Below are 13300 nucleotides of genomic sequence, written 5' to 3' on the forward strand. Positions count from 1 at the left end.
CAGGTTTCGCGATTCGCCCTGCGGCGATATAAGCACTGGCCGACGCGCATGGCGTCGTGGAGAAGCGGGAAACCCCGATTCCAACAGACTCTAAGAAACAGAATAATCGTTAAAAATTTCTTTTCTTTTTTAAGGCGCTCACCGGAAAGGCCGAGAATGTCGATCGAACGCAAGATGCTGCGGGTATTGAAAGGCGAAACGGTATCGCCACCGCCGATCTGGATGATGCGTCAGGCCGGCCGGTATCTGCCCGAGTATCGCGAAGCGCGAAAAACTGCCGGCAGTTTTCTCGACCTTTGCTACAATCCAGACTTTGCCGTCGAAGTGACCTTGCAACCGATCAGGCGTTTCGGCTTCGATGCATCGATCCTGTTTTCCGACATACTCGTCATCCCGCACGCGCTCGGCCGCGACCTTCGCTTCGAGGAAGGGCGTGGGCCGTTGATGACGCCGATCGAGGCGCAGGACATCGAACGGCTCGACCCTTCCCGCATCCACGAGCATCTGGCACCGGTCTACGAGACCGTCAGGCGGCTTCGTGCCGAGTTGCCGAACGAGACGACGCTGATCGGGTTCTGCGGGGCACCATGGACCGTGGCGACCTATATGATCGCAGGGCATGGCACGCCCGATCAGGCGCCAGCCCGGTTGTTCGCCTATCGGCACCCGACCGAGATGCGTGCCCTCCTCGACCTTCTGGCCGACTGCTCTGCCGATTATCTGATCCGCCAGATCGAGGCCGGCGCAGATTGCGTCCAGATTTTCGATTCCTGGTCGGGCGTTCTCGATGAAGCTTCCTTTCAGGAGCATTGCGTGCGGCCCGTCCGGCGCATCGTCGAGAAGGTGCGCCGTGTCTATCCCGATGTGCCGATCATCGGCTTTCCGAAGGGCGCAGGCGCGCTCTACGACGGCTACCGGCAGGCGACAGGCGTTACCGCGCTCGGTCTCGACTGGTCCGTCCCCTGGAGCCAGGCAAAGCGCCTGCAGGCCGAGGGGCCGGTGCAGGGCAATCTCGACCCGCTCAGGCTCGTTGTTGGCGGAACGGCACTGGAGGAAGGCGTGAAGCGGATACTCGACGAATTGACCGATGGGCCGTTCATCTTCAATCTCGGGCACGGGATCACGCCGCAAACGCCGATCGCGCATGTCGAGCGCATGATCCAGCTTGTCCGGGACAGCGCGAAATGAGCGAACTCAGGAAAAATGCCAGCCCTGGCATGCGGGCGGTGATCGGGCTCGCGACCTTTGCTGTACTGGCCGTGGTGGCCGCCCTCATCTTTCCAGATGCGTTCTATCTTTGGGCAAAGGCTTTTCACATCATCGCCGTGATCGCTTGGATGGCGGGCATGCTCTATTTGCCGCGGCTGTTCGTCTATCACGCCGAGGCAGGGGTCGGATCGGCGCAGTCGGAAACCTTCAAAATCATGGAAGGGCGCTTGCTGCGCGTCATCATCAATCCGGCGATGACGATCACCTGGGTGCTTGGCCTGTGGCTTGCGTGGAAAGGATTTTCCTTTTCGGGCGGCTGGCTGCACTTGAAGATTCTACTGGTGATCGCCATGTCTGGTTTGCACGGCTATTTCTCGAAAGCGGTTCGGCTCTTTGCCGAAGACCGGAACGAGAAATCCTCCCGACATTGGCGTATCATGAACGAAGCGCCGACCGTGCTGATGATTGTCATTGTCATCCTCGTGGTGGTAAAGCCTTTCTGACGATGCCGCTTGTCGCTTGCGCTTGACGCAAACCGGCGATAAAAGGGCAGTCCTTCCTACGCAACGCGGCACGATTTTCCGTTGACGGCACGTCCCGCGTCGCAGCCTTCCTATTTTTCCATTGATTCTCCCACACCAGCCCGGTGCGTCCATGCAGGAAATGAAACTACAAGAGCTGAAAAGCAAATCGCCGACCGATCTGATCGCGTTTGCCGAATCGCTCGAGGTCGAGAACGCCAGCGTTATGCGCAAGCAGGAGCTGATGTTCGCGATTTTGAAGAAACTCGCCTCGCAGGAGATCGAAATCATCGGCGAGGGCGTCGTTGAGGTGCTTCAGGACGGTTTCGGCTTTCTGCGCTCGGCCAATGCGAACTATCTGCCCGGTCCGGACGACATTTACATCTCTCCGTCGCAGATCAGGCGTTTTTCGCTGAAGACGGGCGATACTGTGGAAGGCCCGATCCGCAGCCCCAAGGAAGGCGAGCGGTATTTCGCGCTGCTCAAGGTCAACACGATCAATTTCGACGATCCGGAAAAGATCCGTCACAAAATCCACTTCGACAATCTGACGCCGCTCTACCCGACCGAGCGGATCAAGATGGAACTGGCCGTTCCGACCAGCAAGGACATTTCCGCCCGCGTGGTCGACCTCGTCGCGCCGATCGGCAAGGGCCAGCGCGCACTCATCATCGCACCGCCGCGCGTCGGTAAAACGGTGCTGATGCAGAACATCGCGCAGTCGATTACCACCAACCACCCCGAGGCCTACCTCATTGTTCTTCTTATCGATGAGCGGCCCGAGGAAGTGACCGATATGCAGCGTTCGGTGAAGGGTGAGGTTGTCTCCTCCACCTTCGACGAACCGGCTACGCGTCACGTCCAGGTGGCCGAAATGGTCATCGAAAAAGCCAAACGCCTTGTCGAGCACGGCCGCGACGTCGTCATCCTGCTCGATTCGATTACCCGGCTTGGCAGGGCCTACAACACCGTCGTGCCGTCTTCCGGCAAGGTGCTGACCGGCGGTGTGGATGCCAATGCGCTACAACGGCCCAAGCGCTTTTTCGGCGCCGCGCGCAATATCGAGGAAGGTGGGTCTTTGACGATCATTGCGACCGCACTGATCGATACCGGAAGCCGTATGGACGAAGTCATTTTCGAAGAGTTCAAGGGCACCGGCAATTCGGAAATCGTGCTGGACCGCAAAGTGGCCGATAAGCGTATTTATCCGGCTATGGATATCCTCAAGTCGGGTACACGCAAAGAGGATCTTCTCGTCCCGCGCCAGGACCTTCAGAAGATTTTTGTGCTTCGCCGCATTCTCGCGCCGATGGGAACGACCGATGCGATCGAGTTCCTCATGGACAAGCTGAAGCAGACCAAGACGAACTCGGATTTCTTCGATTCGATGAATACTTAAGCCTGGCCGAAATCGGCTGAAAGATTGTGGATCGGCGGACAAGCAATGTCCGCCGTTTTGCATTGGAGAGTTGCATGGCTCAAGCCTCGACGATTTATGCACTTTCGAGCGGGAAACTTCCCGCAGGCGTCGCCATCGTGCGTGTGTCAGGCCCACATGTGCCACAAGCCATTCCGCTGCTCACCGGTCGTTCCGCGCTTGAGCCGCGCGTTGCCACGTTGACGCCTGTTTTGGACGGCAATGGCGAGGTCATCGACAAGGCGCTTTGCATCTATTTTCCAGCTCCGAAAAGCTTTACGGGCGAAGACGTGCTGGAAATTCAGCTCCATGGCAGCCGGGCGATCGTTTCTGCACTGCTGCGTCGTCTTGGGGCGATCGGAGGGTTCGAACCTGCCGAACCTGGCGCGTTCACGATGCGGGCGTTCTTGAACGGGCAGATCGACCTGACTGCTGCCGAGGCCCTCTCCGATCTGATCGTTGCCGAAACCGAAGCACAACGTAAACTCGCTTTGGCCAATGCGGACGGCGCGCAAAAGCGGCTTTACGAAAGCTGGCGCAGCCAGTTGATTTCCATATGGGCGCGTGTCGAAGCGGACCTCGACTTTTCCGATCAGGAGGACGTGCCGGACGCGTTCGGCAATGCTTTCGCCGACCCGCTCGACGAACTCATCACAGCTATGGAGCGCCATTTAAATGGTTTTTCGGCAGCCGAGATCATCAATGATGGCTATCATATTGTCGTCGCTGGCCCCCCAAACTCTGGAAAATCTAGTTTTATCAATTACTTAGCAAAGCGTGAGGTTGCGATTGTCACCGACATTGCGGGCACAACGCGTGACCTGATCGATATACGTGTCGAGCTTGACGGCCATCTGGTTCGTGTCACAGACACCGCCGGCTTGCGCGATGCCACGGACGAAGTCGAGCAGATCGGAATCGAACGTGCGCGCGATGCCATGGACCAAGCAGACCTCATTTTGCTGCTCGACGATGGAAGCGGTCTGCAAGTCGTCCAATCGGACACCAAGATTCTTGCGGTCTATACCAAATCCGACATTATCAACCATTCGGGATCGCCGCGCATTTCGACAAAAACCGGTGATGGTATTGAGGCGTTGCTGTCCTTTATCGGCGATTTGATCGAGCGGCATATTGGTGTTTACGATACTGTGCCGTCGCGGGATCGGCATGTTGCGGAGATCGAAGTCTCTGTTTCGAGCATGAAGTCTGCTAAGGCTCTTTTGGAACCGGAGCTGATTGCCGAGGAATTGCGAAGGGCGACAGATGCATTGGGCCGTATTACAGGCGCCGTTGATGTGGAAGAACTTTTAGGCGATATCTTCTCCCGGTTTTGCATAGGGAAATGACTCACGTGAAACACGTTTCATCTGTTTACGATGTGGTTGTCGTCGGTGGTGGTCATGCTGGCGTCGAGGCAGCAACTGCGGCCGCGCGTATGGGTGCGACTACCGCTCTCGTGACGATGAGCCTCAATAATCTCGGCGTCATGTCGTGTAATCCGGCAATTGGCGGTCTGGGAAAAGGCCAGCTTGTTCGCGAGATTGATGCTCTGGATGGCATCATGGGGCGAGCGGCCGACCGTGCCGGCATTCAGTTCCGCATCCTCAATCGCAGCAAAGGACCTGCTGTGCATGGCCCGCGCACTCAAGCGGATCGTAAGCTCTACGCCAAGGCAGTTACCGAACTCGTTCTCGAACAGTCCAATCTGGATGTCGTGGCCGACGAAGTGGTGGATATCGATATTGTCGACGGGCGCGTTTCAAGCGTTGTGCTGAAGAACGGTGGGCGACTTGCATGCGGCGCAGTCGTCTTAACGACCGGAACATTCTTACGCGGACTCATCCACATTGGTGACAAGACATTTCCTGCCGGGCGTATGGGTGAAGCAGGTACCACCGGTCTTGCACAAACGCTTGCATCACTCGGTTTAAGACTTGGACGCCTAAAGACAGGTACACCGCCGCGTCTGTCCCGTAGGACGATCGACTGGGCGTCGCTCGAAAAGCAGGATGCGGATGCACATCCGGTGCCGTTTTCCTTGCTGACGGATCAGATCGAAACCGAACAGATTGCGTGCGCGATCACCCGAACCAACGACGAGACGCATCGGTTGATCCGGGAGAATATCGGTCGATCGGCCATGTATAGTGGGGCAATTGAAGGTGTCGGGCCGCGTTACTGCCCGTCGATAGAAGACAAAATCGTTCGCTTCGGTGATCGAAACGGCCATCAGATTTTTCTAGAACCGGAAGGGCTCGATAGCGACCTTGTCTATCCAAACGGCATCTCGACGTCGCTGCCGCTCGATGTGCAGACCGCATTCGTTCGTTCTCTGCCTGGTCTTGGTCAGGTTGAGATCGTGCAGCCTGGCTACGCGATTGAATATGATCATGTCGATCCGCGAGAATTGTCCCCATCGCTTGAAACGAAGTCGTGCAAAGGATTGTTTCTGGCAGGGCAGATTAACGGAACGACAGGCTATGAAGAGGCTGGCGCGCAGGGCTTGCTCGCAGGCATCAATGCCGCAAATCGAGCCGCTGGTAACGACCCGACGATCCTGTCTCGCGGTGACGCGTATATCGGCGTGATGGTGGACGATCTCGTCTCCAAGGGCGTAAGCGAGCCCTATCGCATGTTCACGTCGCGTGCGGAATTTAGGCTTTCTCTACGTGCGGATAATGCCGAAGAACGTCTGACACCTTTGGGTATGAAGGCCGGCGTGGTTGGGGCTCGTCGGGAACAAGCTTACATTGAGCGACGATTCAAGCTCGATCGTGCAAGAGCAGATCTTCAATCTCTTACGTTAACATCAGGAGAGGCCGGCAAACTTGGCCTTCCGATAAATGCCGACGGTCGCCGCAGGTCGGCCTATGATTTGTTGAGCTATGCTTCGATCACATTCGAGAAACTGCGTGTGCTTTGGCCACAGCTTAATATGATTGATTCCAACATCGTTCGTTTGATCGATATCGAAGCCAAATATGCTGTTTACATGAAGCGGCAGGATCGCGACATCGAGCGCTTGAAACAACAGGAATCGGCACGGCTTTCGGATACTATCGACTACGCGGCAATTGCAGGACTTTCGACGGAATTGCGTGGTCGCCTAGCGCAGGTCAAGCCGGAATCAATAGCGCAAGCATCGAAGCTCGAGGGCATGACGCCAGCCGCGTTGTCCCTACTTCTCGCGCATCGCGAGCGTTATAATTCTTCCGAAGCCGCATGATTTTCGGTCAGCAGGTGGACATAGCGGGTGTCACCGTTTCACGTGAAACGGTAGAGCGTCTGCGTGATTTCGAAGTGCTGTTCAAGCACTGGAACCGCTCCATAAACCTAGCAGCACCCTCGACACTGGCGGAATTCTGGGATCGTCATGTGCTCGATTCTGTTCAACTCTGGGCTTATCGCGGGCATGCCCGAACATGGCTTGATCTGGGAAGTGGCGGCGGACTGCCTGGCATCGTGATCGGGATTCTCGCCATTGGCTCAAAACTCCGGTTGACGCTTGTTGAGAGCAATCACAAGAAAGCTGCGTTTCTACGGACCTGCGTTTCGCAATACGATTTGCCAGTCGATATCCTCACACAGCGCATTGAAGGCGTTGACGGCATCGCTCCGGATATCGTGTCCGCGCGTGCGCTAGCCGATCTAAACGCGCTTTTGTCGATGACAAACCATTGGATTGCACCTGGAGCCGGGCGGGCGCTCTATCACAAAGGTCGGGATTACGCGGCCGAAATCCGTAAAGCGCGTGACCAATGGTCATTCGATCTGGTAGAGCATCAAAGCATGGTCGATCCGATGAGTCGGATTCTCGAGATATCGAATGTGAAGCGTCTGGAGCATTCATGATGGTTGCCAAGCGCCCGAGAATTATAACCGTCGCCAATCAAAAGGGCGGAGTCGGCAAGACGACGACGGCAATCAATCTTGCAACCGCTCTCGCCGCAATCGGCGAGCGTGTGCTGATCATCGATCTCGATCCGCAGGGCAATGCCAGTACTGGCCTCGGTGTCGAGCGCAGCGAGCGCGAAATATCGTCTTATGATCTTCTGCTCGGCGACGTCACGATCGCGCAATCCGCCGTGCAGAACGCGGTCCCGGGGCTTGCAGTCGTCCCGTCGACCCTCGATCTCCTTGGTGTTGAAATGGAGATTTCGTCTTCTCCCGACCGGGCGTTGCGGCTTCGCAAAGCAATCGAAGCGACGGATGGCGGCGCGGACGCGTATGATTACATCCTGATCGACTGTCCCCCATCCCTCAATCTCCTGACACTCAATTCGATGGCGGCGGCCGATTCCGTTCTCGTGCCGCTTCAATGCGAGTTTTTCGCCCTCGAAGGGTTGAGCCAGCTACTGCACACCGTCAATCAGGTGCGGACCAGTCTCAATCCTCGTCTGACGATCCAGGGGATTGTGATGACGATGTTCGACGGTCGGAACAATCTCGCTAATCAGGTTGTACAGGATGTGCGCACCCACATGGGCGACAAGGTTTATGAAACGGTGATCCCGCGGAATGTGCGGGTTTCCGAAGCGCCTTCATATGGAAAGCCGGCAATTCTCTATGATTTGAAGTGCTCGGGCAGCCAAGCTTATCTGCAGTTGGCGTCCGAAGTTATCCGCCGTGAACGTACGCTGCGTGCCGCCTAGGGAGTAAGAGATGAGCGAAGATCTGTCACGCAAACGCCTTGGTCGTGGTCTGGCGGCGCTGATCGGTGATCTAGACAAGCCAGGTATTGCGCAGGATGAGACCCCAACGGTTCGCGCGGACGGGCTGGCAGGGATCGAGCGAATCGCGCCGAATCCGCGCAATCCCAGGCGAACATTTGCCGAGCCCGATCTTGAAGATTTGACCCAGTCGATCCGGGAGCACGGTATCGTTCAGCCGGTCGTCGTTCGGCGCATGCCGGGCGACAGCTTTGAAATCATCGCCGGTGAACGCCGCTGGCGTGCAGCGCAGCGCGCAGGGCTGACGGAAGTACCGGTCGTCATCCGAGACGTGACCGACCGCGTGGCGCTTGAACTTGCGATCATCGAGAACGTGCAGCGCGCCGATCTGAATGCCGTCGAAGAAGCACTCGGCTATCAGCAGTTGATCGATGAGCACAATTATACGCAGGCCGACCTCGGGCAGGTTATCGGAAAGAGCCGAAGCCATGTCGCCAACACGTTGCGATTGCTAAAACTTTCGCAGCGTGTGCGCGAAATGGTGACGGACGGTTCATTGTCGGCCGGCCATGCGCGTACACTCGTTACCGCGATCGATCCAGACGGGCTTGCGAGCCGGATCGTGGAGGAGGGGCTTTCGGTCCGGCAGGCCGAGGCGCTCGCGCAACAACCTGTTCGTTCCGGCGAAACGGCAAAGGCGCGCTCAGAAGGTGGTGGTGCACAGAAAGATGCCGACACGATCGCGCTGGAAAAGACGCTGACCGATGCGCTCGGACTCAAGGTATCGATCACGCACGGGCAAAAGGGCGGCGATATCAAGATTCGCTACGCCACTCTCGAACAGCTGGACGCAATTTGTCACAAGCTGCAACGGACGCATTAAGCGCAGTATTTAATGGTTTCGACTCACGTGAAACAACGCCGTTTATCGTAGTCGTCCCGCCTCCACCGTAACGGCGAGCAATGCCTGACGAATGGTGGAAGTATCGAGGTTCGCGCGGCTACGGGAAGCCAGAACCGTTGCCTGCAATCTGGCAAGAGCGCGTGCTAACGCGTTCGCATTCCAGCGTTTCACGGCACTTTCCACGATATTTCGCCGGCTAAAAAATACGGGTGGACGTGCGCTGGATACTGCCGATTGCGCCGATGCGCCATTGTCGACAGCACTTCGCAAAAGTTCCAATTGCTGAAACTGACGCATGACCGCCGACAACAATTGGAACGGTGCATTGCCGCCGCGTATCCAGCCCGCATAAGCGCCGTCGAAAGCGGCGACATTGCCGGACAGGATCGCATCGGTCGCATCGTCGAGCGACTTTGCCGAAACGTCCCCGACGATATCGGAGACGTGTTCGAGTTCGATACGTCCGAATTCGCGTGCATAAAGCGCGAGTTTTTCGATCTCGCCCCGCGTCGCGAGCCTGTCTCCGCCGAGTGACGCCTTGAGCGCCTGCCTCGCATCGGGAGCGATGGACAGAGCGTCGCGTCCCAGAACCTCGTCGATGACCGCGTCGATCGCACGCGCCTGATCGGCGTAGCAGGGCAGGGCCATGCCGGCCGCTCCCGCCTCGATCGCCGCGCGGATCGGCGATCCCTTCTTCAGATCACTACCCTCGACCAGAATGACAGCGCTTTCTGGCGGCTCGGCGCACAGATCCTTCAACGCGCCCGCCAGAGCTTTTTGAGCGCCCGCGCCGCGTACCCATATCAGGCGGCGCTCGGCAAACATCGCGACGGTATGCGCCTCGTCGAAAAGGCGGCCGGGATCGGCTTCGAGTTCAGCCGCATCGAGCCTGACCGTGGAAAATGCATCGTTGGCGTTAAAGCCGGACTGTTTGACAAACGCATATGCACGTTCAGATACCAGCCCCCGGTCGGGACCGTAGATAAGAACGACGGGAAAGGCGGTTTGCGGCCGTGCCAGCCACGCGTCGACTTCATGGGCTTTCTTCTGGGCCATTCATGCCTCCTCGGCAGCATCAAAGGCACCAAGCGACGGGGTGAAGTCAATATGAAGGACAACCGGGCACCCGCGACAGCTTGACCTGATCGGAAGGCGTTGCATTTGGGCGACTTTTGCGCCCTATTGCGGCTGAACGACTTTATCACGGCAAAGGGCGCGCGTGGCCAATACTGAATCACCGGTCATCTCGATCGAGAATCTGCACAAAAGCTACGGCAATCTGGAAGTCCTGAAGGGCGTCGACATGACCGCGCCGCGGGGGCATGTCGTGTCGCTGATCGGATCTTCCGGCTCGGGAAAGTCGACGCTCCTGCGCTGCTGTAACCTTCTCGAGGACAGTCAGGACGGTGAAATCCGGTTCGAGGGCGAACCCGTCCGTTGGCGTGGTCACGGCCATCACCGTCATCCGGCCGATCGGTCGCAGGTGATCCGAATCCGGTCAAACCTTTCGATGGTGTTTCAGCAGTTCAATCTGTGGGCGCACATGACGATCCTGCAGAACGTGATGGAGGCGCCGCTTACGGTTCTGCGCCAGCCGCGCGACGAGGTCGAGGCACGGGCGCTGTCCTTGCTGGACAAGGTCGGCATAGCGGACAAGGCCGGCTCCTATCCGGCCATGTTGTCCGGTGGACAGCAGCAAAGGGCGGCGATCGCCCGCGCGCTTTGCATGGAGCCGCGCGCGCTTTTGTTCGACGAGCCGACCTCCGCGCTCGATCCCGAACTTGAGCAGGAAGTCGTACGCGTCATCAAGGCTCTTGCGGACGAGGGGCGCACCATGCTTCTGGTCACGCACGACATGCGGCTTGCAGCGGACGTTTCCGATCACGTCGTTTTCCTGCATCAGGGCAGGATCGAGGAAGAGGGCCCGCCGCAAGAGCTGTTCGGCAACCCGCAAACACAAAGGTTGCGCGGCTTTCTCCGTGCAACACAAGCATAAGAAAACCACCTCAGAGGAGAACTTGAGAAAATGAAAAAGCTGATCCTGGCAACTGCCGCGCTCGCCTTCGCGTCAGGCACCGCCCTTGCCCAAGATATCGTGCGCATCGGCACGGAAGGCGCTTACCCACCCTACAATTTCATCAACGAACAGAACGAACTCGACGGCTTCGAGCGCGAATTCGGCGATGCGCTTTGCGAGCGCGCCGAGCTCAATTGCGAATGGGTCCTGAACGACTGGGATACGATTATCCCGAACCTCGTCGGCGGCAATTACGACGCCATCATGGCTGGCATGTCGATCACCGATGCGCGCAAACAGGTCATCGGCTTCAGCCAGAACTACATGCCGGCCGACCTTTCGGCATATATGGCACCCACCGGTGCAGATGAATCGGTCGCAACCGGCGTTGTGGCCGTGCAGTCGAACACGATGCAGGCGAGCTACGTCGCTGAAACCGACGCCACGCTGGTCGAATTCCCGACCCCGGACGAGACCATCGCTGCCGTTCGCTCCGGCGAAGCCGACGCCGTGATGGCCGACAAGGACTTCCTCGTCCAGTACGTCGAACAGGGCGACTTCGAATTCGTCGGTGAGGATGTCCAGCTCGGCGAAGGCCTCGGCATTGGCCTGCGTCAGTCGGACGAGGAGTTGCGCGACACGTTCAACGCCGCCATCGACGAGATGAAGGCGGACGGTTCGCTGAACGAGCTCATCACCAAGTGGTTCGGCGCGGACGCACCAACCTTCTGATCCTCGAACTGAAGCCGGGCGGCCGCTGCGCCGCCCGGAATGTCGCCGATGTTCGAATTTTGCACCGACCCGAGCACGCTGCCAGACTGGCAGTGGTTCGCCTGCTATCTGACGAGCGGGACGCATCTGGCGTTCTACTGGTCGTTCGTGGTCGTCATGGTGCTGATCTTGCTGGCCGCGCCCTTCGCTTTGGCGTTCGGCTTTGCCGGCGCTCTCGCCACACGCTCGCATATCGGCCCGGTGCGGCTTGTCGGACGCACTTATACATCGATGGTGCGCGGCGTTCCCGACATCGTCTTTTTCCTCTTCATCCCGATCGCGATCGACCAATCGCTCGAATACATCCTGCATCAGGTGCGCTGCCCGGACTGGGACATGCCGATCCGGCGCGGAAACGACTTCCTCGTCTGCGCGCAAGCGAAGGTTCCGCTCGCGTCATCGCCGGCATGGGTACATGACATCTACGCGTTCTCGCTGGCCCTGGTCGCCTTCGCGCTGGTGTTCGGTGCGTTTGCCGCGAACACGCTTTATGGCGCGATGAACGCCGTTCCCAAGGCGCAGACCGAAACCGCGGAAGCCTACGGTATGACGAAGCCGCAGGCTTTCCGCCGCGTGCTCCTGCCGCAGATGTGGGTCTACGCGCTGCCGGGTCTTTCGAATTTGTGGATGATCCTGATCAAGGCGACGCCGCTGCTCTTTTTGCTCGGCATTCGCGACATCGTCTATTGGGCTCGGGAACTGGGCGGCCACAAGACGGGCTTTTACGCCTATCCGCACCCCGACTGGCGGGTCTGGTATTTCCTCGTCGTGCTGATCTTCTACCTCGCGCTGACCGCATGCAGCGAACGCGTCTTCGAATGGCTGATGCGCCGTTTCAGCCATGGACAGGCGACGGCCGCCGGCGAGCGCCAGAGAAGGGTGGCCGCATGAGGAGCTGCCAGGAAAGTTTCGACGCCTATATCCTGCGTTCGCTTGGTGGCGACTATGGCGAGCGCCTGCTTCCGCGCGGACTGGACATCACCTTGTGCGATCAGGTGTTTTTGATCGCATCCGGCCTGATCTGGAACGTATATTTCGCCGTGCTCGCGCTTGCCGCCGGCTTCTTCGTCGCGACCGCGCTCGCACTGGGAAAGTTCAGCGAAAACCGCCTCCTCAGCAAGCCTGCGTCGGGATTCATCTTCCTGTTTCGCGGTTCGCCGCTCTTCATCCAGTTCTTCTTCGCCTACGAGTTGTTCATCCTCCTGCCGCGCGCCGGCATCGAGATCAATCTCCTCTTCACAACGATCACGGCGGAAACACGCTGGCTGGCGCGCGCCACCAGCGGTGCGCTCGTCGTCCTGTGGTTCAACACGTCGGCCTACACGGCGGAAATCTTCTACGGTGCCCTGCGTTCGATCCCCAAGGGCGATCTCGAAGCAGCCGACGCCTATGGAATGAGCGGCTTCTCAAAATTCCGCCGCATCATATGGCCGACGATGCTGCGGCTTGCCTGGCCATCCTACACCAATGAAGCGATCTTTCTGACGCACGCGACGACGCTTGTCTTTTTCTCGGGTTTTCCGTCCTGGCAGCAATCGGGCGACGCGCTCTATTACGCACGCTATTTCGCCGACCAGACCTTCAATCCCTTCGTCAGCTATCCGATCGTGGCGGCGTATTTCATTTTGCTGACACTTGTCGTCATCGGCCTGTTCGGGCTTGCCAACAAGCGGCTGAACCGGCATCTGCCACAGACTGCCCGGCCAAGGTTCCGCTTCCGTCCGCAATATATCCGATAGCGGCAGGCGGCGCCCTACCCGTTCGACAGCGGTTTAAATGCCGCGCTAT

General features: G+C 58.3%; 13 protein-coding genes. 12 read left to right on the forward strand and 1 reads right to left on the reverse strand.

Going from position 1 to position 13300, the window contains the following annotated elements; genetic code table 11:
* The first annotated feature begins 156 nt into the window (after positions 1-156).
* The 8 genes from hemE (at position 157) to ACX82Z_RS19520 (ending at position 8703) form a co-directional block, all read left to right on the forward strand.
* The gene (hemE, locus tag ACX82Z_RS19485; RefSeq protein WP_459590713.1) at positions 157-1188 is read left to right on the forward strand and encodes a uroporphyrinogen decarboxylase; all 1032 of its coding nucleotides are present in this window, start codon (positions 157-159) and stop codon (positions 1186-1188) included.
* A complete protein-coding gene (hemJ, locus tag ACX82Z_RS19490) occupies positions 1185-1712 on the forward strand; it encodes a protoporphyrinogen oxidase HemJ (RefSeq protein WP_459590715.1) in 528 nt (175 codons plus the stop codon). The genes hemE and hemJ overlap by 4 nt, the downstream gene beginning before the upstream one ends.
* A 151-nt stretch (positions 1713-1863) precedes the next feature.
* Positions 1864-3129, forward strand: a complete 1266-nt coding sequence (gene rho, locus ACX82Z_RS19495) for a transcription termination factor Rho (RefSeq protein ID WP_459590716.1) — start codon at positions 1864-1866, stop codon at positions 3127-3129.
* A 74-nt stretch (positions 3130-3203) separates the two neighbouring features.
* Positions 3204-4496, forward strand: coding sequence for a tRNA uridine-5-carboxymethylaminomethyl(34) synthesis GTPase MnmE (mnmE, locus tag ACX82Z_RS19500; RefSeq protein WP_459590718.1), 1293 nt, complete (start codon positions 3204-3206; stop codon positions 4494-4496).
* Between the two features lie 5 nt (positions 4497-4501).
* Positions 4502-6376, forward strand: coding sequence for a tRNA uridine-5-carboxymethylaminomethyl(34) synthesis enzyme MnmG (gene mnmG / locus ACX82Z_RS19505; RefSeq protein WP_459590720.1), 1875 nt, complete (start codon positions 4502-4504; stop codon positions 6374-6376).
* Complete coding sequence (rsmG, locus tag ACX82Z_RS19510) at positions 6373-7002, forward strand: 16S rRNA (guanine(527)-N(7))-methyltransferase RsmG (RefSeq protein WP_459590721.1); 630 nt, start codon at positions 6373-6375, stop codon at positions 7000-7002. Before mnmG ends, rsmG begins: the two co-directional genes overlap by 4 nt.
* Positions 7002-7802 (forward strand): ParA family protein, encoded by an 801-nt coding sequence (locus tag ACX82Z_RS19515; RefSeq protein WP_459911895.1) that lies wholly within the window; start codon positions 7002-7004, stop codon positions 7800-7802. The genes rsmG and ACX82Z_RS19515 overlap by 1 nt, the downstream gene beginning before the upstream one ends.
* Positions 7803-7812: 10 nt before the next feature.
* Positions 7813-8703: a ParB/RepB/Spo0J family partition protein gene (locus ACX82Z_RS19520; protein WP_459590723.1), complete on the forward strand. Its 891-nt coding sequence runs from the start codon at positions 7813-7815 to the stop codon at positions 8701-8703.
* A 42-nt stretch (positions 8704-8745) separates the two neighbouring features.
* Here ACX82Z_RS19520 and holA read toward each other — a convergent pair whose 3' ends face one another.
* Positions 8746-9780, reverse strand: a complete 1035-nt coding sequence (gene holA, locus ACX82Z_RS19525) for a DNA polymerase III subunit delta (protein ID WP_459590725.1) — start codon at positions 9778-9780, stop codon at positions 8746-8748.
* A gap of 163 nt (positions 9781-9943) precedes the next feature.
* Here holA and ACX82Z_RS19530 point away from each other — a divergent pair, with 163 nt between their 5' ends.
* From ACX82Z_RS19530 to ACX82Z_RS19545, 4 genes are read left to right on the forward strand one after another with little or no spacing between them, the layout of a single operon-like run.
* Positions 9944-10720 carry an ABC transporter ATP-binding protein gene (locus ACX82Z_RS19530; RefSeq protein ID WP_459590726.1) on the forward strand — a complete coding sequence of 259 codons (777 nt, stop codon included), beginning with the start codon at positions 9944-9946 and terminating at the stop codon, positions 10718-10720.
* 30 nt (positions 10721-10750) lie between these two features.
* Positions 10751-11473: a transporter substrate-binding domain-containing protein gene (locus ACX82Z_RS19535; protein ID WP_459590728.1), complete on the forward strand. Its 723-nt coding sequence runs from the start codon at positions 10751-10753 to the stop codon at positions 11471-11473.
* A 48-nt stretch (positions 11474-11521) separates the two neighbouring features.
* Positions 11522-12403, forward strand: coding sequence for an ABC transporter permease (locus ACX82Z_RS19540; RefSeq protein WP_459590730.1), 882 nt, complete (start codon positions 11522-11524; stop codon positions 12401-12403).
* Positions 12400-13251, forward strand: a complete 852-nt coding sequence (locus tag ACX82Z_RS19545) for an ABC transporter permease (protein ID WP_459590732.1) — start codon at positions 12400-12402, stop codon at positions 13249-13251. Before ACX82Z_RS19540 ends, ACX82Z_RS19545 begins: the two co-directional genes overlap by 4 nt.
* Positions 13252-13300 lie beyond the last annotated feature (49 nt).

The sequence above is a fragment of the Aliihoeflea sp. PC F10.4 genome, from assembly GCF_054612275.1.